Genomic DNA, 19934 nt, shown 5'->3' with positions numbered 1-19934 from the left:
AGACGCTTGCCGAACGGGATTCTCGCCGATTCCGGAACCCCCTGCGGCGTTTTTATAAAGCGCCCGCTGTGGCCAAACTAGGGCTTTTGCGGCGGAACGGAAAAACCCTTTCAATTCGAAGGCCCTGTCGAAGGCCCTGCTGTGGCCATCCGCTTGGCCAGGAAGCCGTCAATGGCCTGCGCCATCGAACCCACGGCACGCGACCGCCAGCCCTCCGAGACCAGGTGCTCGAGGTCCCCCTTGTTGGAGACGTAGCCGATCTCGACCAGCACCGAGGGCACATCGGGCGCCTTCAGGACGCGGAAGCCGGCCGACTTCAGGGGATGCTTGTGCATGCGCACCGTCGACTTCATTTCGCCCATCAACAGCCGTGCAAAACGGCTTGAAAAGGTGCGGGTTTCCCGCTGGGTGAGGTCGATCAGGATGTCGGCGACATCCGTCGGCTCCTCCGCAAGGTTAAAGCCTGCGATCGCGTCCGCGCGATTTTCCGCATCCGCCAGTCGCTGCGCCTCGGCGTCGGAGGCCTTGTCGGACAGCGTGTAGATGGTGGCGCCCTGCGCGTCTCCCTCGGCGCGCGGCAGCGCGTCGGCGTGGATCGAGACGAACAACGCCGCCTTGAGACCGCGCGCGACTTTGACCCGGTCGTTGAGCGGGATGAAAGTGTCGTCGTCCCGTGTCATCACCACGCGGTACTTGCCGGTCTTTTCCAGCCGGTCGCGCAGCGCCAGGCCGAAGGCCAGCACCAGGTTCTTCTCGCTCTCGCCGCCCGACTGCGTGCCGTTGTCGATGCCGCCATGGCCGGGGTCGATCACGACCACCGCGCGGCCATCGGCCTTCTGCTGCCCTGCGTCAGGGGCCGCGGATGCCGGAACCGTTGTTGCAGGCGGCGGATCGGCGATCGCGGGCCGCAGTTCCGGGCGGTTTTCCGGAGTGAGCGACGGCACGAAGGCCGCGCGGTCGACCTCTTCCAGCTCGAGCACGAGCCGGGCCGGCTGGCCGTTGGCGGCCTCCAGCACGTAGGAATTGGCGATCTTGGCCGGGCCGGTCAGGTCGAACACGATTCGGGAGCCGCCGGGCATCACCAGCCCGTAGCGGAAGGCCTTCACCAGTCCCCGTCCTCCGGAACCCGTGCCGGCGGGGAGTTGAAAACTGACCTGGGGGACGTCGACCACCACCCGATACGGGTCGGCCAACGTGACGGCGCGGAAGGTCACGGCCTGGTCGATGTCGAGGATGAAGCGGGTCTGCTTGCCGTCACCGGCCAGCCGGGCGGCCGAGGCGACTGGAAAATTCGCTGCTGCAACAGAGGGTTGCGGCGGGCTCTCCGCGGCCTTCAGACGCGTGGAATCAGCACACGGCAATGCCGCGGCGCACAGCAGCGCACATCCCAGCAACACCCTTTGATTTGCGCGGCTCGCCACCGATTCCGTGCCTCCGAGCAGCCTTTTTAACGCAATAGAACCACAGGGTTAAACGATCCTTAATGGCAGACGCGCGAAACTCGCTGACTGTGACCGCCGTGCGACGCTCCCTTGCACGGTTGCCCCATTCCACGTATGTACGGAATGCTGACGGCCGATATTTCCGGTTGTGTCGCATTCAGCCCCCGGTGCAGCGCCGGAAATCCCAAGGTTCGGGAATTCCAGCGTTTTTCCGCTCTCCTCTAAGACCAGCGCGGTGCGCGGCAGCGAGGTGGAGCGGGGCAAGTACCGGCGGCGGACGGTCTCCGGATACCGCTGTGTTTCCGGGACGGTTCTGACAGCGGCGTGACCCGTTACCCGGTCCCTTAATCCCAGGGGAGCGGTTCGTAATCCCAAGGCGAGCGCGCTCGCGCCATGCCTGGCCAGCAGCAACTGATTGAAGGGCGGCCTCGCCGCCCAGTGTTTCATACGGGCCGACGCTTGATGCGCCAGACTGTGCCGACGAAATCTGAAGGACCATTCGCGACGCTGCGGAGTGAAAATCCCGCGCGCCGCTTTGGTCCTGAAGCTTCCGGTTCGGCAAGGTGCGAGAGACGGTGTTTCGGCCTTCCCCTCACCCCCGAATCAGGTGGACCGTCGCGTCACCCGGCAGCGCTCTTGGCGCCCACGGTCGATCGCGCCCGCCGCCGCCAAGAGTTAAGACATGCCCAACAAGATGTTGATCGATGCCACCCACCCGGAAGAGACCCGGGTCGTCGTGGTCCGCGGCAATCGCGTCGAAGAGTTTGATTTCGAGACCGCGCAACGCAAGCAACTGCGCGGGAACATCTACCTCGCCAAGGTCACCAGGGTCGAACCCTCGCTCCAGGCCGCTTTCGTCGAATATGGCGGCAACCGCCACGGCTTCCTCGCCTTCAGCGAAATCCACCCCGACTACTACCAGATCCCGGTTGCCGACCGGCAGGCGCTGATCGAGGCCGAAGAACAGGCCCATCGCGAGGCCGAGGAAGAGACCGAGAACCGCTCCCACGGCCGCCGCCGCTCGCGCCACCGCAACGCCCGCCGCCGCGGTCAGGGCGAACGCGTCCGCAGCGAAATCGTCGAAGGCGCCGATGCCGCGGCGCAGCCGGTCGAGGGCGGGGCGCTGCCGGAGCACGCCGAGGGCGTTTCGCACGAAGGCGAGCATCTGCACGCCGACGCGGAACATCATGGCGAGCACGAAGGCCACGATCATCACGACCACGATCATGGAGACCATGATCACGACGATCATCATGCCCATGATGACGATCACCATCACGCTCACGATCATCACGACCATGGTCATGACGGCGAGCACGATCATCACGACCATGATCATGCCGCCGAGACGCCCGCGCCTGTCGCGGCAATCGGCGCCGAGCCCGCGTTCGCGACCGAGACCGCTGCCGAGCCCCAGGAATCTCAAACCTTCCAAGCTCAAGCCTTCGAAGCTCACGCTTCCGAGGCGCACGCCGAGGCTCTCGCCGAAGCCGTGACGTCAGCCGCTGAACCGGCCGACGCCGTGTACGCCGCCGGCGAAATCACCGAGGCTCGTCATCAGGAGTCCGAGGAGGACGAAGACGACGAGGACGAGGACGGCGAGGAAGCCGAAGATGAAGTCGTCGAATCCGTCGGTGGTGACGACGTGCTCGAGGAAGTTCCGGAGCGCACCTTCCGTCCGCGCCGCCAGTACAAGATCCAGGAAGTCATCAAGCGCCGCCAGGTGATGCTGGTGCAGGTCGTCAAGGAAGAGCGCGGCAACAAGGGCGCGGCGCTGACGACCTATCTGTCGCTCGCCGGCCGCTATGCCGTGTTGATGCCCAACACCGCGCGTGGCGGCGGCATCAGCCGCAAGATCACCAGCGCGCAGGATCGCTCGCGCCTCAAGGAAGTGGTGCAGGATCTCGACGTGCCCGAGGGCATGGGCATCATCCTGCGCACGGCAGGCGCCGCCCGCACCAAGCCCGAGATCAAACGCGACTTCGAATATCTGATCCGGATGTGGGAGACGGTGCGCGACCTCACGCTGAAGTCGCAGGCCCCGACCCTCGTCTACGAGGAAGGCTCGCTGATCAAGCGCTCGCTGCGCGACCTCTACAACAAGGAGATCGACGAGATCTCGGTTGCCGGCGACTCCGGCTACCGCGAGGCGCGTGACTTTATGAAGATGCTGATGCCCGCCAATGTCGGCGCGGTGAAGCAGTATCGCGACGGCCAGCCGCTGTTCTCACGCATGGGCGTCGAGAGCCAGCTGGATGCGATGTTCTCGCCGACCGTGCAGCTGCGCTCTGGCGGCTACATCGTGATCAACCAGACCGAGGCGCTGGTCTCGATCGACGTCAACTCCGGACGCTCGACCCGCGAGCACCATATCGAGGACACCGCGCTCAAGACCAATCTGGAGGCGTCCGAAGAGGTCGCCCGCCAGCTTCGCCTGCGCGACCTCGCCGGCCTGATCGTCATCGACTTCATCGACATGGACGAGAAGCGCAACAACCGTGCGGTCGAGCGCAAGCTGTCCGATTGCCTGAGGCAGGACCGCGCGCGCATCCAGGTCGGACGCATCTCGCATTTCGGCCTGCTCGAGATGTCGCGCCAGCGCATCCGCGCCAGCGTGCTGGAATCCTCGACCGATCCCTGCCCGCATTGCGGCGGCACCGGCCATGTCCGCTCGGTATCCTCGGTGGCGCTGCAGCTGCTGCGCGGCCTCGAAGAAATCCTGATGAAGGGCGCGACCCACAATCTCGTGGTCCGCACCCGCACCGACGTCGCGCTCTACGTGCTGAACCACAAGCGCGGCCATCTGCGTGATCTCGAGAACGGCTTCAAGGTCACGCTGGCGGTCATCGCAGATCCCAGCGTCAGCGGACCGCAGGCCTATCTCATCGATCGCGGCGAGCAGGTGCATACGCTGGAAGCCGCCAAGGCGCTGCTCGTGGCGCAGGCGGCAGCGAGCCCGCCGCCCCTGGTCGAAGAAGCCTACGAGGACGAAGAGTTCGATCTGGAGACCGAATCCGAGGTCGAGACCGAGGAGACCGAAGGTCTCGCCGAAGAGCAGGCTGCCGGTGATGCAGCGACCGAGCAGGACGGCCAGCGCGGTCGCAAGCGCCGCCGGCGTCGTCGCGGCCGTGGTGGCCCGCGCGACGGCGAGCTTCGCGAAGACAGCCCGCCCACCCTTCCCGAACCGGCTATCGCGGCCGGCGAAGGCGAAGAGGAGGCCGAGTCCGAGCAGGATGGCGCCGAGGACGGCGAGGAGCAGGCCGCCCGTGGCGAGCAGCAGGCCAACGCCGACCGCCGCCGCCGGCGCGGTCGCCGTGGCGGACGCCGCCGGCGCGGTGGCAACGAGGAAGGTCTCGCCGGCTCCATCGGCGACGAGCTCGGGGCCAGTGCGCCGCCGGAGGCGACCGACGCAGTCGCTGATTTCGACGGCTTTGGCGGCGAGGCTGCGCCCTCGATCGCGCAGGCCGAACCCACCGCCGAGCCTCAGGTCACCCAGCCTGAGCCGCGTGCTGAAGTCCCGTTCGAGGCGCCGGCCCGGCACGAGCCGGCTCCTGCCGCCGCGGAAGAAGAGCCCGCCGATGACAAGGCCGCGCGGCGCCGCTCCACGGTCCGGGAAAAGGTGAGCTTCCTGTCGAGCACCCCGAGCGAACCGGCGACACCGGCTGCGCAGGCCACTGAACCGGTTGCCCCGCCGGCTCCGGAGCCCGCGCCGCAAGTGACCAGCGAAACATCGGCCGCACCGCGTCGCGCCGGCTGGTGGTCGCGCCGCTTCGGCGGCGGCGAATAAGAATAAGACGAGCACCAAAACAAGAGCGCCCGGCCTTGGCCGGGCGTTTTCCGTTTCGCGCTCGCTTGGCTTCGCGCTGCCTTTGCCGACTTCAGAGCGACGGCGGATCGTCCGCAACATCGCGCGATGCGATCTGGCGGAGCTGATCATAGAGATCGGGGCCCTCGCTGGTGCAGAGACAGACGCCCTTGGCGGCAGGCCCGTCGCCGGCGTTGAGGTAGGCGTGGCCCATGGTGCTGTCGAGATAGATGCCGTCGCCCTCGTCCAGGATCTCCGGCGCATAGAACTCGGTGTGGACGGCGACGCGTCCGCTCGTCACCAGAAAATACTCCTCGCCGGCATGACGCAGCAGCGGGCCGAACTCGCTCAGCGAGCGTGCGCGCACCTCGGCCAGGATCGGCACCATGCGTTTGCCGATCAGGTCGGTGCATTGATACGTGTAGGTGTAGAACCCGGTCGTGATCACCTGGCCCTGCCCGGCGCGGCTGATGCTCCGCCGCGCCGTGACCGGCCGGTCCTGCACGGGGCGCGGAGACGCCGGATTGAACAGCTCGGCGATCTCCATCTTCAGGCCCGAGGTGAGCTGGAGAAGCTTGTCGTAGGTCAGCGACATCAGGCCGTTCTCGACCTTGGACAGGGTCGAGAGCGCCATTCCGGTCCGCTCCGCCACCTGCTTGAGCGTCAGCCCACGCGCCTGGCGGGCCGCCTTGAGGCATTGGCCGAGCTGGGAATTGGCGCCCTCCGGCGTCGTCGCGATCTCGCTCATGCCGCGAGGCTACCACGCCGGCAGAAAAATTGTTGACCGATCCATCTAATCTTTTGGACGGACGCAAGGCCTCCAGAGGCCTAAAGTTCCCGTTTTAGGCAGCCATGCCAGTATTTGTGCAAGAAATGGCTCCATCTGACAAATATTGGTGCGCCTCGTTGACTTTCCGATATGCTAAATCGTTTTCACAATTTGAAAGGGGATTGGCATTGTCCGGACTTTGCGATTCCAGCGCCGTTGAGCTGCGCCGTCTGCTGGCCGCCCGGGCGATCTCGCCCGTCGAGCTGCTGGATTCCTGCCTGTCGCGGATCGCCACCATCAATCCTGCCGTCAACGCCGTCGTGACCCTGGACGAGGCAGCCGCACGCGCCGCGGCCAGGCAGGCCGAGGCTGCCATCCTGCGCGGCGAGGATCGCGGCGCCCTGCACGGGCTCCCCGTTCTCATCAAGGACACCCAGGACACCGCCGGGCTGCGCACCACCTATGGCAGCCCGCTGCTGCAGGACAACGTTCCGGCCTCCGACCAGGGCTCGGTCGCACGGCTGCGTGCGGCCGGCGCCATCATCTTCGGCAAGACCAACACGCCGGAATGGGCGGCCGGCGGCAACACCCGCAATCCCGTGTTCGGCGCGACCGGCAATCCGTTCGATCCGATGCGTTCGGCGGCCGGCTCCTCCGGCGGCTCGGCGGTGGCACTCGCCTGCGGCATGGCCCCGCTCGCCTCGGGCTCCGACACCGGCGGCTCCTTGCGCAATCCCGCCGGCTTCGCCGGCATCGTCGGCATGCGGCCATCCTACGGGCTCGTGGCGAGCGAGAAGCGCGCGTTCGGCTGGTCCAATTTGTCGACCGACGGGCCGATGGCGCGCAATGTCGCCGACACCGCGTTGATGCTGTCGGTGATGGCGAGCGACGATGTCCGCGATCCGCTCGCCTATACGCTGCCCGGCGAGCAAGTGCGCGCGCGCGCCGAGCGCTGGGCCGCTCCGCGCCCCGCCGACCTCGGCAAGCTGCGCCTCGCCTTCACCGAGGATTTCGGTTTCGCCCCGACCGAGCAGGCGGTCCGGCGCGTGTTCCGTCACCGCGTGGACAAGCTTGCGCCGCTCTTCGCCGATTGCCGCGAAGCGACGCCGGATTGCGCCGGCGCCGACGACGCCTTCGCGGTGCTGCGCGCAGGCCTGTTCCTGGCGACGCACGGCAAGAACTACAAAGAGCGGCCCGACATGCTCGGCCCCAATGTCCGCGCCAATGTCGAGGAAGGCCTCGGCTACACGCTCGAGGACCACGCGCGCGCCACGACGACGCAGACGCGAATCTATCGCGCCTACCAGACCTTCTTTGAATCTTGCGACGTGCTGATCAGCCCGACCATTACGCTCAGCCCGCGCCCCTGGTCGGAGCTCTATCCTGCCGAGATCGACGGCGTGCCGACCAGATCCTATTTCCACTGGCTCGCGCTCGCTTATGCCGTCACGCTCCCCGGCCATCCCGCAATCAGCATCCCGCTCGGCCTCGATGAAGCCGGCCTGCCGTTCGGCCTTCAGATCGTCGGCCCGCGCGGCGGCGACGCCATCGTGCTCTCGGTCGCCGCGAGCATCGAGGCCGCGTTCGCGGGCGATGCGCAATTGTGCCGGCCGGTGCCCGACCTGGCGCGGCTCGCCGCAGCGCCGCCATTGTCGGCCGCGCCCGGTTTCCTCACCTGGGAATGACCAGAACCTGGGAATGACCCGAAACCAGCCCCGGCTGCAGCGCCGGCGCAACGGAGACGAGCATGACGGAACTGCCGAGGAAGACCAGCGTCGTCGCATTCGTCCTGCTCTACATCGCCTACTGCATTTCCTATGTCGACCGCGCGGCGATCTCGCTGGCGCTGGCGCAGATCGGCAAGGACTTCAACCTCCAGGCCGCGGATCTCGGCATCGTCATCAGCGCGTTCTTCCTCGGTTACGCCGCGATGCAGGTGCCGGGCGGATGGCTCTCCGACCGCTTCGGATCGAAATATGTGGTGATCATCACCATCGTGATGTGGTCGCTGTTCACGGCGTTCACGAGTCTTGCCTGGTCGCTCACCTCGCTGATCGCGATCCGCTTCATCTTCGGCATCGCCGAGGGCGGCTTCCCGCCGGCGAGCATCCGCGCCATCGCGGAAGTCTTCAAGAAGGACAGCCGGCCGAAGATGTCGGCACTGCTGCTGTCTTCCAACTATGCCGGCAGCATGGTCGCGCCGCTGATCATGGCGCCGCTGATCCTCGCGCTCGGCTGGCGCCATGCCTTCAACGCGATCGGCATTGCCGGCATCGTCTTCGCGGTGGTCTATTTCGTCTTCGTCCCCTATCTGGGACGTCCGGACGCGAGCGACAAGGACACATCGGCGAAGGCCGAGAACCGTGCGCCGATGCGCGAACTCATGAAGAATCCGCTGCTGTGGCAGCTGATGGTGGTGTGGTTCGGTCTCAGCTGCGTCAACAAGGGGCTGGATTCCTGGATGCCGCTCTATTTGCTCCAGCAGCGCGGGCTCGACCTCAAGACCGTCGGCGTGGTGGCGCCGATCCCGTTCGTGATGGCGACGATCGCGACCGCGAGCGGCGGCTGGGTGATGACGACGTTCTTTGCCGAGCGCGAAAAATATCTGCTGATCGGCAGCTCCGCATTGACCGGCATCTTCCTCTACGCCATGTACAAGGCGGAGACGATCACGATGCTGATCGTGTTCCAGTCGCTGGTCTACTTCTTCAAGTCTTTCGTGCTGGCCTCGGTGATCGCGCTTCCGACCAAGCTGCTCCGCGACGACCAGATCGGATCGGGGATCGGCATGGTCAATCTCGGCGGCCAGAGCGCGGGCTTCGTCGCACCCGTCGCCATCGGCTTCATCGTGACCGGCACCGGATCGTTCGATGCCGCCTTCGGCTTCCTCGTGGCGATGACGGCGTTGTCCGTCGTGGTCGCCGCAACCATCAACACGGCGCAGCCGAAGCTCGCCCCGCAGCCGGCCTGACAGGAGAATTCTGCCGATGCAAAGCGCGATCGTTCTCGGCGGCGGCATGATCGGCGTGAGCGCGGCGCTGCACCTCCAGCAGCGCGGCTGGTCCGTGACGCTGGTCGACCGCAGGGAGCCGGGCCGCGAGACCAGCTACGGCAATGCCGGGATGATCCAGGCGGAGGCGGTCCGCCCCTATCCGATGCCGCGCGACATCGCCACGCTCCTGAAGATCGCGACCGGCCGCACCAACGACGTGCGTTACAGCCTGTCGTCGCTTCATCTCCATATCGAGCCCCTGCTCCGCTACTGGTGGCATTCGGCGCCGAAGCGGCATCGCGAGGCGATCGACGCCTGGGCGCGGCTGATCGCCTACGCGACGGCCGAGCACGACATCCTCATTCGCGAGGCCCATGCCGACAATCTGATCCGCCGCGCGGGCTACCGGCATCTGCATCGCGACGCAGCTTCCTTCGATCTCGCCGTCAAGGCTGCGGATGAAGACCAGCGCGAATTCGGCGTCAGGTTTCGCGCGCTGTCGGGGGCCGAGCTCGCCAAAGCCGAACCGATCCTTCGCGACGACCTGCCCGGTGCGATCCATTGGCTCGACACCTGGACCGTGTCCGATCCCGGCGCGCTGGTCACGGCCTATGCCGAGCTGTTCGAGCGCCTCGGCGGCACCATCGTGCTTGGCGATGCCCAGAGCTTGCAGCAGACGGCGACCGGCTGGTCGGTCGCCACCGACACGGGACGTATCGACGCCCCGCATGCCGTCGTGACGCTCGGACCGTGGTCGCCCGATCTGCTGCACAAATTCGGCTATCGCATTCCGCTGGTGCGCAAGCGCGGCTACCACATGCATTACGCCGGCGGCGCGTCGCTCGATCTGCCGCTGGTCGACAAGGCCGGCGGTTACGCCATGGGACCGATGGCGAAGGGAATCCGCATCACCACCGGCGCGGAATTGACCGGCATGGACGCGCTCGCCACGCCGGTGCAACTCGCTAGCGCGGAAGCCTCCGCGCGCGAGCTGATCGACCTCGGCAAGCGCGTCGAGCCCGACCCGTGGTTCGGCACCCGCCCCTGCACGCCCGACATGCTGCCGGTGCTCGGCGCCGCCCCGCGCCATCCGGGTCTCTGGATGAACTTCGGCCACGGCCACCAGGGTTTTACGCTGGGACCCGCGACCGGCCGCCTGCTCGCCGAAATGATGAGCGGCGAAACGCCTGCGATCGATCCGACGCCATACCGGCCGGAGCGTTTCTAGCCTTCGGCACTCGCGGCGAGCAGCGCGAGCGCGGCCGACAGGCGCAGCAGCGGGTCGTCCCATTCGCGCGGGGCGCGCTGGCGGAACAGCCGCATGGTCGGATACCACGGACTGTCCTCGCGCTCGCGCAGCCAGCGCCAGTCCAGTGCGTAAGGCGTGAGCATCCACACCGGACGGCCGAGCGCACCGGCGAGATGGGCAACCGACGTGTCGACCGCGACGACGAGATCGAGTGCGGCCACGGCTGCCGCGGTATCAGCGAAATCGCCGAGCGCCGGCGCAAGATCGATGATGTCCTTGCCGAGCGCCGCCAGCACCTCGCCATCCACGGCGCGCGGCTCCTTTTGCAGGCTGTAGAGCTGCACTCCGGGCATCACGAGACGGGGCAGCACGGCCTTCGCCGACAGCGAGCGCTGCTGGTCGCCCTTGTGTTTGGCATTGCCGGCCCAGACCACCCCGACCTTGAGCCGCCTCTCGCGCCCCAGTGCGGCCCGCCAGCGCAAGAGTCTTTCGGGATCCGGCTGCAGATACGGCACGGCCGCTGGAATATTGTCGAGAGTGGTGCCAAAAACCCGCGGCAAGCTCATCAGCGGCAATTGCAGATCGAACGGCGGCAGCTTCTCGCCGCGCGGAATCACGGCGACGTCGGGCAGTTGCCTCAACAGCGAGGCCAGGGCGGGCTGCACCTGCAGGACGATCCTGCCGCCCCTCGCCGCCGCCATCGGCACATAGCGCACGAAATGCAGGGCATCGCCGAGTCCGTATTCGGCGAACAGCAGCAAGGTGCGGCCGTCCAGAGTCTCGCCCTGCCATTCCGGCTCGGTGAACGAGGGATCGCCATCCGACAGCGTCTTGCATTTGCGCCGCCACCGATAGGCTTCGAACCCGTCGGCGAACTCACCGTTCATCAGCAGGAAATGCGCGTGGTTGTACTGCGCGAGCGGCTGCTCCGGATCGAGCGCGATCGCGCGATGCGAGGCGGCGAGCGCGGCGTCGATCTCGCCGGCATTGCGCAGCGCGACCGCGAGATTGGCGTGGCCCTTGGCATAGGCGGGATCGGCCACGACCGCGCAGCGATGCGCGGCGATTGCACGCTCCACGCGTTCCTGCTTCTCGAAGATGATGCCGAGATTGGTCCAGGCCGCGGCGTGATCGGGCTTGAGCAGCAGCGCCTGCTCGCAAGCGGCAACCGCCTCGTTCAGCGCGCCGAGCTCGGTCAGACAGTCTGCCTGTAAGCACCGGCGGCCTCGGGCAAGTGACCGGCTTCGTGCAGGACGAGACCCAGCAGGCGCAGCGCCGGAGCATTGTCCGGTATGAGCGCGATGGCGCGGCGGTACTGGACGATGGCATCTTCGAGCAAGCCTTGCCGATAGAGCACGGCGCCGAGATTGCAGAGCACCCCGGGATCGTCGGGATCGCCGTCGAGTGCGCGGCGATAGGCGACCTCCGCCTCGCCGAGCTTCAGCTGGTCCATGAGGAGGTTGCCGAGATTGAGCCAGGCGCCGCGATAGGCCGGCTCCCGCGCGATGACCGCGCGATAAGCCTCCTCGGCTTCAGTCAGCCGCCCCTGCTCCGCGAGCACCACCGCAAGATTGAAACAGGCGCGGGTCAGATGCGCGTCGAGCGCGAGCGCGCGGCGATAGGCAAGTTCCGCCTCGTCGAAGCGCGCGAGCTCGCCGAGCGCCACGCCGAGCTTGTTGTGCAGGCCCGCATCGTCCGGCCTCCGGACCAGCGCGCGCCGGAACGCCGCCACCGCGCCCTCGCGCTCGCCCTTGACCGCGAGCGCGTCGCCAAGCGTGACGAGGGCCGGCGCGTGCTCCGGATCGATGTTGAACACGCGGCCAAGCAGCGCGGCACCGCGGCTGCGCGGTCGGTGACGAAAGCCGCGACCGCGGCAAGATGCAGCGCCGGCACGTGATCCGGCTCCGCCCTCAGCACCTCCGCACAGAGCGCGTCGGCCTGGTCATGGCGACCCGCCGCAAAATGCTCTGCCGCCTGCAGCACAATCTGATCGACCCTCGCCTTGCCCACGATGCCCCGCCCCTTCAACGTCAGATGCGGGTTAAACGCACGAGGGCGCGAATTCCGTCAGTCGGCTGGCGCGGCGAAGCAGTTTTTTGATCCGCGCGGCATCCTCGGGCGTCGCCGGGTTGTAGACGATCATGCTGAGATCGGAGCGGCCCTCGACATTGAAGCTCGAATTAATTTCTGGACAATTGCGAGCTGGACCGCCGCGCAATCCTGGCCATCGGCGAGGCGCTCAGGGGACCCGACCGCCCGCTCATCGCCACCTCCGGCGTCGCCCTGCTCGCGCCCGGACGGCGCGCCACCGAGGACGACGACGCGGCGCACCACTTTCCGCGCGTGTCGGAACAAGGCGCGACCGCAAGGCAGTATCATGCGATCGCCGAGGAAGGCGTGCCGTTCAAGGCGATTGCGGAGATGATCGGCCGGCGGCTCGGCGTGCCCGTGGTCTCGAAGTCGGTGGATGAAGCACCCGCGCATTTCGGCTGGTTCGCGCAGTTCGCCGGCGTCGACGTTCCGGCATCGAGCGCGAAGACGCGCGCCTTGCTCGACTGGGCGCCGCAAGAACAAGGGCTGATCGAGGATCTCGACCAGCCCCGTTACTTCAGGACCTGACGGCGCATTGCGCCGCCGCAGTCAATTGACAGATCAGTCCGTCGTGATCGCCGTTTCCATGTCCGTCGGGTCGATCTGCTTGGAGAGGTTGGCGTTGAGCTTGTCGCGGTCGAGCTCACCCTCCCACCAGGCGACGATCACGCACGCGACGCCGTTGCCGCAGAGATTGGTCAGCGCACGGCACTCGCTCATGAACTTGTCGATGCCGAGCACGATCGCCATGCCCGGCACGAGGCGCGGATCGACCACGGCGAGAGTCGCGGCGAGCGTGATGAAGCCCGCTCCCGTAATGCCCGAGGCCCCCTTCGACGTCAGCATCGCCACGACCAGGATCGTGAGCTGCTGACCGAAGGAGAGATCGAAGCCGAGTGCCTGCGCGATGAACAGCGTCGCCAGCGTCATGTAGATGTTGGTACCGTCCAGATTGAACGAGTAGCCCGTGGGCACCACGAGGCCGACCACCGACTTGGAGCAGCCGAGCCGTTCCAGCTTCTCCATCAGGGACGGCAGCGCGCTTTCCGAGGACGAGGTGCCGAGCACGATCAGGAGTTCGTCCTTGATGTAGGCGAGGAAACGAAAGATCGAGAATCCGGCAAGCCGCGCGATGATGCCGAGCACGACGAACACGAACAGCGCGGCCGTGACGTAGAACGTCGCGATCAGCCCGATCAAATTGAGGATCGCTCCGGTGCCGAACTTGCCGATGGTGAAGGCCATCGCGCCGAACGCGCCGATCGGCGCCGCGCGCATCACGATGGAGATGACGCCGAACACCGCATGCGCGGCATCATCGATGAACGAGCGGATCGTGTGGCCGCGCTCGCCGAGACTCATGATCGCGAAGCCGAACAGCACCGAGAACAGCAGCACTTGCAGGATCTCGCCTTGGGCAAAGGCGCCGACCACGGTATCCGGAATGATGTGCAGCACGAAGTCGACCGACTTCTGACCGGCAGCCTGCTTGGCGTAATTCGCAACGGCCGCCTCGTTTGCCGCCGCATTGCCGAAGCCTGCGCCCGGCTTCACCACATTGCCGATGACTAGGCCGATCAACAGCGCGAAGGTCGAGACGACCTCGAAATAGACCAGCGCCTTGACGCCGATGCGCCCGACCTTCTTGGCGTCCTGGATGTGGGCGATGCCCGAGACGACGGTGCAGAAGATGATCGGGGCGATCACCATCTTGATCAGCTTGATGAACCCGTCGCCGAGCGCCTTGATCCAGTCGTTGGTGGCAACCGTCGGCCAGAGCCAGCCGACGATGGCGCCGAGCATGATGGCGATCAGCACCTGGACGTAGAGAACCTTGTACCACGGCTTGGCGGCAGCCGGCGCGACCGGCGCCCCCGCCATCGTTGTCGTTGTCATTGTTTCACTCCCCCTCAAAACGCCGGGCCAGCCAAGATCAACTTGGCCGGCCCTGTCAATTGGAACTGCTCTTCATTGCGCGCTTTAGCTGCGATCGACGATCCGGCGTGCCGCCGGCATCAGCGTCGCGCCCAGCGCGTTCTTGACCAGCGAGGCCGCAATGAACGGCGCAAGGCCGACCTGCCACGCCTTCGCAGCGCCAAGGCCAACGCCGCAGGCCAGCCAGCCGAAGCCCGCGGCCAGAATGAGGATGTGGCCGGCCGCCATGGCCGCAAACAGCAGCACTACGCTGCGATCCCAGCCGCGCTCGGCGAGCCAGCCGGTGACAAAGGCGGCGCCGATGAAGCCGAACAGGTAGCCCGCGGTCGGGCCGACCAGCGGTGCAATTCCGCCCACGGGACCGGCGAACACCGGCAGGCCCATCGCGCCCTCGGCGAGGTAGGCGATCATGGTTGCGCTGCCAAGGCGCCAGCCATACGCCGCGCCGATCATCAGCACGACCAGCGTCTGCAATGTCATGGGCACGTAAGGCAGCGGCAGGTTCACCTTGGCTGACAGCGCCATCAAGGCGGTGCCGAGCGCAATCAGCACGATGGCGCGCAAGGCGCCGACGGTTTCACCCGGCCGGGCGGGCCACATCAAGGCGGCAAGAGGAGAATGCGGCGCAGCAGTGGGCGCGAGGGAACGGTCAGACAAGTTGAACTCCGCAAGGCTGTTTTCGAAACAAGGCTGTTTTCGAAACGGCTGTCGAAAACTGGCGGCTATTTAAGCCAGTGAGCGATCCGGTCAACTGCTTCCCGCATCTCCGCGGCCGAACGCGCATAAGAGAACCGTATGAAGGAACGGCCATGGACGGGATCGAAATCGACGCCCGGTGTCGCCGCAACGTGTGCCTGCTCCAGCATCTGCTTGGCGAACTCGAAACTGTCGGAGGTGAAGTCGGAGACGTCGGCATAGAGATAGAAGGCGCCGTCGGCCGGCAGAAACTTGCTGAGGCCTGCCTTGGGCAATCCCTTGATCAGGATGCGCCGGTTTTCCTGATAGCCGTGCTTGATCTCCTCCATCTCGGCCGCACCGTCGAAGGCAGCCTCTGCTGCGATCTGCGACAGCGACGGCACCGAGATCGACAGGTTCTGCTGCAGGCGCTCGATCGGCCGCACCAGCACATCAGGCACCACCATCCAGCCGACGCGCCACCCCGTCATGCAGAAATACTTCGAGAACGAATTGATCACGAGCGCGCGGTCCGACAGCGCCGCCGCCGTCACCGCGGGAAACGCGTAGTCGAGGCCGTGGTAGATCTCGTCCGAGATGAAGCGGATGCCGGCATCTTCCGCCGCCGCGATGAGGCCCGCGAGCGCCTCGCGGGACATCATCGTCCCCGTCGGATTGGCGGGGCTGCCGACCAGCACGCCCTTGAGCGGCGCCTTGCGATGGGCCGCCAGCAGCGCTTCGCCGGTGAGCGCATGGCGCGTCTCGTTGGTGGTCTCGATCAGCACCGGCTCGCAGCCGAGCGCGGTGAGGATATGACGGTATGGCGGATAGCCCGGCACCGTCACGGCGACGCGGTCGCCGGGTTCGAACATCGACAGGAAGGCCAGGATGAACCCGCCGGAGGAGCCGGTGGTCACCACGATCCGTTCCGGGCTGACGTCACAGCCATACGCATCGCGATAGTGGCGTGCGATCCGCTCGCGCAGGCTCGGGATGCCGAGCGCGGAGGTATAATCGATCCGCCCGGCCTCCAGCGCCGCACGGGCGGCCGCGATCGCCGTTTTCGGCGCGCCGGCGGCGGGCTGGCCGACCTCCATGTGGATGACATGGCCGCCGGCCGCCTCGATTCGGGCCGCGGCGGCCATGACGTCCATCACCATGAACGGGGGAACGTCGCTGCGGCGGGAGGGCTCGAGCCACTGCCCCAACCGGTTCCTCAATGTCGCATCGTGCATCGGTTTCTGCTAATTCGCTGGCGGACCGGTCCGTCCGGTCCGGGAAACGGGGCGCTTGCGCCCCAGACTGGCCGCATTGTACGGCTCATAAGGGGGACGGCTCACAAGGGCATATCGCGTATCCGGTCCGCCGCCAATCGCCAAAACCAATCCACAAACTGCTCTCGACCAAGACTGCTTGCCAAGACCGTATGCCAAGCCCGTTTGACCCAGACCGCTTGATGTTGCTCCAGATCACATTGCGCAAGAAGGCCACCGCTCTCACCGCCCTCGTCACGGCGGCTGCGATCGCGATACTGCCGTTCCCGGCGGCGCAGGCGCAGCAGAACGGGCTGCCGGTGCTGCGCGACACCGAGACCGAGCAGCTGCTGCGCGAATACACGCGCCCGATCCTGCGCGCGGCCGGTCTGGAGAAGCAGAACATCCAGATGGTGATCCTCAACGACGGCAACTTCAATGCGTTCGTCGCCGATGGCCGCCGTATCTTCGTCAATTACGGCGCGATCCTCCAGTCGGAGACCCCGAACCAGATCATCGGCGTGCTCGCGCACGAGACCGGACATCTGGCCGGCGGCCATCTGTCCAAGCTGCGCGAGCAGCTCGCCAACGCCCAGACCCAGATGATCATTGCCATGCTGCTGGGTGCAGGTGCGATGGTCGCCGGCACCACACGCGGCGCCGGCAACAACGGGCTCGCCAATGCCGGTGCGGCCGCGATCGCCGGCCCGCAGGAGATGATCCGCCGCTCGCTGCTGTCATACCAGCGCCAGCAGGAGGAGAACGCCGACCGCGCCGGCGTGAAATTCCTGACTGCGACCCACCAGTCGCCGAAAGGCATGTACGAGACCTTCAAGCGCTTCACCAGCGAGAGCCTGTTCGCGGCACGCGGCGCCGATCCCTATCTCCAGTCGCACCCGATGCCCGCCGAGCGCGTCGCGGCGCTCCAGGAGTTCGCCAGCACCAGCCCGTATTGGGACAAGAAGGACGATCCCGCGCTCCAGCTCCGCCACGACATGGTGCGCGCCAAGATCTCCGCCTTCATGGAACGGCAGGAGACGGTGTACCGGCGCTATCCGCAGACCAACGACAGCATGCCGGCGCGCTATGCCCGCGCCATCAGCACCTATCTGCACGGCGATCTGCGCAGCGCGCTCGCCCAGATCGACGCCCTGATCCAGGTACAGCCGAACAATCCGTATTTTTACGAGGTGCGCGGCCAGGCCTTGCTGGAAGGCGGCAAGCCGGCCGAGGCGATCCCGGCCCTGCGCAAGGCGGTGCAGCTGTCGAACAACGCGCCCCTCATCGAGATGTTACTTGGGCAGGCTCTGGTTGGAACCGATAATAAGGCCTACACGGACGACGCCATCAGGATTCTCCGTGCCGCCGTGGCGCGGGAGCCCGAGGCGCCGCTCGGCTTCATGCAGCTCGCGATGGCCTATGGCCGGAAGGGAGACTATGCCGAGGCGGATCTGGCGTCGGCCCAGGCCGCTTATCTGCGCGGCGACAACAAGACCGCCCGCGAGCTTGCGACGCGCGCGAAGACCCGTTTCGCCGTCGGCACGCCCGGATGGGTCAAGGCCGACGACATCGTGGCGACCAAATCGCCGCGTAACTAGGCCGCCGCGTAACTAGATCGACCAGACGACGCCCGACACCACGACGTCACGCCACCGGGCTTCAAGTCCGCCGGGACGTTTTCCGAAACCTGCTTTGGATAAGAGGATTTGCCTATGCCTTCGCTGCGCCTGCTTGCTCCCGCGCTGTTTGCGCTCGCCATGTTCGGCGTGGCCGCGCCCGCGTCGGCCGACAGCTTCTCCGATTCCCAGCGCACCGACATCGAAGCGATCATCAAGAACTACCTCGTCAGCCATCCCGAGGTGCTCGAGGAAGCGATGACCGAGCTCACCAAGCGCCAGGCCGCGGCCGAGACGCAGAAGCACGAGGCCAGCATCGCGCAGAACTCCGAGGCGATCTTCAATTCGCCGCGCCAGGTCGTGCTCGGCAACAAGGATGGCGACGTCACCTTCGTCGAGTTCTTCGACTACAATTGCGGCTACTGCAAGCGCGCGATGGGCGACATGCTCGACCTCATGAAGGCCGACCCGAAGCTGAAGGTGGTGCTGAAGGAGTTTCCGGTGCTGAGCCAGGGTTCGGTCGAAGCCGCGCAGGTCGCGGTCGCCGTGCGCATGCAGGATCCCACCGGCAAGAAATATCTCGACTTCCACCAGAAGCTGCTCGGCGGCCGCGGCGCGGCCGACAAGGCCCGCGCGCTTCAGGCGGCCAAGGAAGCCGGCCTCGACACCGCCAGAATCGAGAAGGACCTCGCCAGCCCCGAGGTGCGCGCCACCATCGAGGAGAACTTCAAGCTTGCCGAAGCGATGGGCATGAACGGCACGCCGAGCTACGTGATCGGCAAGCAGATCGTGGTCGGCGCCGTCGGCGTCGACGGTCTCAGGGAGAAGATCGGTATCGCACGCTGCGGCAAGGCGACCTGCTGATCCCCTGACTTCAGCATCACGCACGAAGCAAAGGCCGGCTGAAAAGCCGGCTTTTTCTTTTGGCTCTTTTTGCGCTGCTGCCACCATGGACGTGTCGCAGATGCGGCGCGCGCGTTCATCTGGCGTTCAATAAACAAATGCCGCGGAACCCTGGATGTTCCGGAACTAGTGATACCTCCTTTCGTTGTTGGCGCGGGCAATGACGCAATAAACACGAAACACGTGAGGAGAAATTCAATGTCTAACCGCTTTATGATCTCGGTTGCCGCGCTCGCGCTCGTCGCCGGTACCGGTCTGGCGAACGCACAGGGCACCATGAACCGCGACAGCGGCGGCGGCGCAGGCGCGCAGCCGACGCAGCATTCGCAACCGTCGGGCGGCGCGGCCGAGCGCGGCTCGATGGGCAAGGAATCCGCGGCTCCCGAGAAGGGCACGAAGGGCACAGTGGGTCAGGCTGGCGGCGCCAGCACCATGAAGCCCGGCGCGGCCGCCGAGGAGAAGTCGTCTGGCGCAATGGAGAAATCCGGCGGGATGGAAAAGTCCGGCGCGATGCACAAGAACGCGGCTGACGAGAAGGCCGGCGCGGCGAAGGGTGAGCACGCCCAGGGCGCGCAGGACAAATCCGCGCAGGACAAGTCGAAGAGCACGATGGACAAGTCCCAGATGGACAAGTCCAAGAGCACGGAGACCGACACCAAGAGCGGCAACATGAACGCTCAGACCAAGGGCGCCGAGACCACCAAGGGTGCCGAGACCAAGTCGCAGACCACCACAGGCACCGCCTCCGCGACCGCTTCAGCACCGCCTCCCGAGAAGCGGACCCAGATCTCAACGGCGATCAAGTCGACCAAGATCGAAGAGACCACGAACGTCAACTTCAACATCGCGGTCGGCACGGCGATCCCGGCGAGCGTTCGTTTCCATCCGCTCCCGCCCCGGATTGTCGAGATCTATCCGGAGTGGCGCGGCTACGAGGTGATCTTCGTGCACGGCCAGTACGTCATCGTTCGTCCGCAGACGCGCGAGATCGTGTACATCATCGAAGGCTAAGCCGCATCGCTGACTGATCGTCCCAACGAGCCCCTGCCGAGAGATCGGCGGGGGCTTTCGGCCGCTCGCCTGTTCCGCTCCGACAGCCATGCTTCCGACTGGTTAACAAGCAATTTCCGTAGCTTCCGCACAGGTTTTTGCACCCCGGATGAGGTGCCTCGACGTCTCCGGGAGGCCCTTCAAGGCTTCCCCT

Annotated in this window: 12 protein-coding genes and 2 pseudogenes; 8 read left to right on the top strand and 6 right to left on the bottom strand. The window is 66.2% G+C overall.

What is annotated here, in order from left to right; all coding sequences use genetic code 11:
• Nucleotides 1-110: 110 nt before the first annotated feature.
• On the bottom strand, nucleotides 111-1421 hold the full coding sequence (locus OC450_RS13405; RefSeq protein ID WP_211385595.1) for an N-acetylmuramoyl-L-alanine amidase: 1311 nt from the start codon (nucleotides 1419-1421) through the stop codon (nucleotides 111-113).
• A gap of 703 nt (nucleotides 1422-2124) precedes the next feature.
• On the opposite strand from OC450_RS13405, the gene OC450_RS13400 reads away from it, so the two are divergent.
• Entirely contained in the window at nucleotides 2125-5229 is a 3105-nt protein-coding gene (locus tag OC450_RS13400; RefSeq protein ID WP_256808029.1) for a ribonuclease E/G, read from the top strand.
• A 91-nt stretch (nucleotides 5230-5320) separates the two neighbouring features.
• Here OC450_RS13400 and OC450_RS13395 read toward each other — a convergent pair whose 3' ends face one another.
• Nucleotides 5321-5995, bottom strand: coding sequence for a helix-turn-helix domain-containing protein (locus OC450_RS13395; RefSeq protein ID WP_262048036.1), 675 nt, complete (start codon nucleotides 5993-5995; stop codon nucleotides 5321-5323).
• A gap of 209 nt (nucleotides 5996-6204) precedes the next feature.
• On the opposite strand from OC450_RS13395, the gene OC450_RS13390 reads away from it, so the two are divergent.
• The 3 genes from OC450_RS13390 (at nucleotide 6205) to OC450_RS13380 (ending at nucleotide 10236) form a co-directional block, all read left to right on the top strand.
• On the top strand, nucleotides 6205-7701 hold the full coding sequence (locus tag OC450_RS13390) for an amidase (RefSeq protein WP_262048035.1): 1497 nt from the start codon (nucleotides 6205-6207) through the stop codon (nucleotides 7699-7701).
• Between the two features lie 62 nt (nucleotides 7702-7763).
• Nucleotides 7764-8987, top strand: a complete 1224-nt coding sequence (locus tag OC450_RS13385) for an MFS transporter (protein ID WP_256808027.1) — start codon at nucleotides 7764-7766, stop codon at nucleotides 8985-8987.
• A 16-nt stretch (nucleotides 8988-9003) separates the two neighbouring features.
• The gene (locus OC450_RS13380) at nucleotides 9004-10236 is read left to right on the top strand and encodes an NAD(P)/FAD-dependent oxidoreductase (protein ID WP_256808026.1); all 1233 of its coding nucleotides are present in this window, start codon (nucleotides 9004-9006) and stop codon (nucleotides 10234-10236) included.
• Here OC450_RS13380 and OC450_RS13375 read toward each other — a convergent pair.
• Nucleotides 10233-12270 (bottom strand): annotated as a pseudogene (locus OC450_RS13375) (tetratricopeptide repeat protein). The gene OC450_RS13380 and the pseudogene OC450_RS13375 overlap by 4 nt on opposite strands.
• A gap of 171 nt (nucleotides 12271-12441) precedes the next feature.
• Between OC450_RS13375 and OC450_RS13370 the strand changes: the two are divergent.
• Nucleotides 12442-12876: pseudogene (locus OC450_RS13370) on the top strand (3-beta hydroxysteroid dehydrogenase); the annotation flags it as partial.
• 33 nt (nucleotides 12877-12909) lie between these two features.
• Here OC450_RS13370 and OC450_RS13365 read toward each other — a convergent pair.
• The 3 genes from OC450_RS13365 to OC450_RS13355 form a co-directional block, all read right to left on the bottom strand.
• Nucleotides 12910-14244, bottom strand: coding sequence for a dicarboxylate/amino acid:cation symporter (locus OC450_RS13365; protein WP_211385588.1), 1335 nt, complete (start codon nucleotides 14242-14244; stop codon nucleotides 12910-12912).
• Between the two features lie 84 nt (nucleotides 14245-14328).
• Entirely contained in the window at nucleotides 14329-14883 is a 555-nt protein-coding gene (locus tag OC450_RS13360; protein ID WP_211385814.1) for a biotin transporter BioY, read from the bottom strand.
• A gap of 122 nt (nucleotides 14884-15005) precedes the next feature.
• On the bottom strand, nucleotides 15006-16193 hold the full coding sequence (locus OC450_RS13355; RefSeq protein WP_211385587.1) for a pyridoxal phosphate-dependent aminotransferase: 1188 nt from the start codon (nucleotides 16191-16193) through the stop codon (nucleotides 15006-15008).
• Between the two features lie 221 nt (nucleotides 16194-16414).
• Between OC450_RS13355 and OC450_RS13350 the strand changes: the two genes are divergently transcribed.
• From OC450_RS13350 to OC450_RS13340, 3 genes are all read left to right on the top strand, one after another.
• Nucleotides 16415-17809 (top strand): M48 family metalloprotease, encoded by a 1395-nt coding sequence (locus tag OC450_RS13350; RefSeq protein ID WP_211385586.1) that lies wholly within the window; start codon nucleotides 16415-16417, stop codon nucleotides 17807-17809.
• A gap of 114 nt (nucleotides 17810-17923) precedes the next feature.
• Nucleotides 17924-18691 carry a DsbA family protein gene (locus OC450_RS13345; RefSeq protein ID WP_211385585.1) on the top strand — a complete coding sequence of 256 codons (768 nt, stop codon included), beginning with the start codon at nucleotides 17924-17926 and terminating at the stop codon, nucleotides 18689-18691.
• Nucleotides 18692-18928: 237 nt separating this feature from the next.
• Complete coding sequence (locus OC450_RS13340; RefSeq protein WP_262048034.1) at nucleotides 18929-19741, top strand: DUF1236 domain-containing protein; 813 nt, start codon at nucleotides 18929-18931, stop codon at nucleotides 19739-19741.
• Nucleotides 19742-19934 lie beyond the last annotated feature (193 nt).

The organism is Bradyrhizobium sp. Bra78 (genome assembly GCF_024519855.1).
GTDB classification, from domain to species: Bacteria; Pseudomonadota; Alphaproteobacteria; order Rhizobiales; family Xanthobacteraceae; genus Bradyrhizobium; species Bradyrhizobium japonicum_G.
Note: the sequence above shows the minus strand (reverse complement) of the source record. Positions and strands in the feature narration are given on the sequence as shown.

Coding starts and splice junctions, on each gene's coding strand:
- OC450_RS13400 (WP_256808029.1), top strand. CDS start 2,125: ATGCCCAACAAGATGTTGATCGATGCCACCCACCCGGAAGAGACCCGG.
- OC450_RS13395 (WP_262048036.1), bottom strand. CDS start 5,995: ATGAGCGAGATCGCGACGACGCCGGAGGGCGCCAATTCCCAGCTCGGC.
- OC450_RS13385 (WP_256808027.1), top strand. CDS start 7,764: ATGACGGAACTGCCGAGGAAGACCAGCGTCGTCGCATTCGTCCTGCTC.
- OC450_RS13380 (WP_256808026.1), top strand. CDS start 9,004: ATGCAAAGCGCGATCGTTCTCGGCGGCGGCATGATCGGCGTGAGCGCG.
- OC450_RS13365 (WP_211385588.1), bottom strand. CDS start 14,244: ATGACAACGACAACGATGGCGGGGGCGCCGGTCGCGCCGGCTGCCGCC.
- OC450_RS13360 (WP_211385814.1), bottom strand. CDS start 14,883: ATGTGGCCCGCCCGGCCGGGTGAAACCGTCGGCGCCTTGCGCGCCATC.
- OC450_RS13355 (WP_211385587.1), bottom strand. CDS start 16,193: ATGCACGATGCGACATTGAGGAACCGGTTGGGGCAGTGGCTCGAGCCC.
- OC450_RS13350 (WP_211385586.1), top strand. CDS start 16,415: ATGTTGCTCCAGATCACATTGCGCAAGAAGGCCACCGCTCTCACCGCC.
- OC450_RS13345 (WP_211385585.1), top strand. CDS start 17,924: ATGCCTTCGCTGCGCCTGCTTGCTCCCGCGCTGTTTGCGCTCGCCATG.
- OC450_RS13340 (WP_262048034.1), top strand. CDS start 18,929: ATGTCTAACCGCTTTATGATCTCGGTTGCCGCGCTCGCGCTCGTCGCC.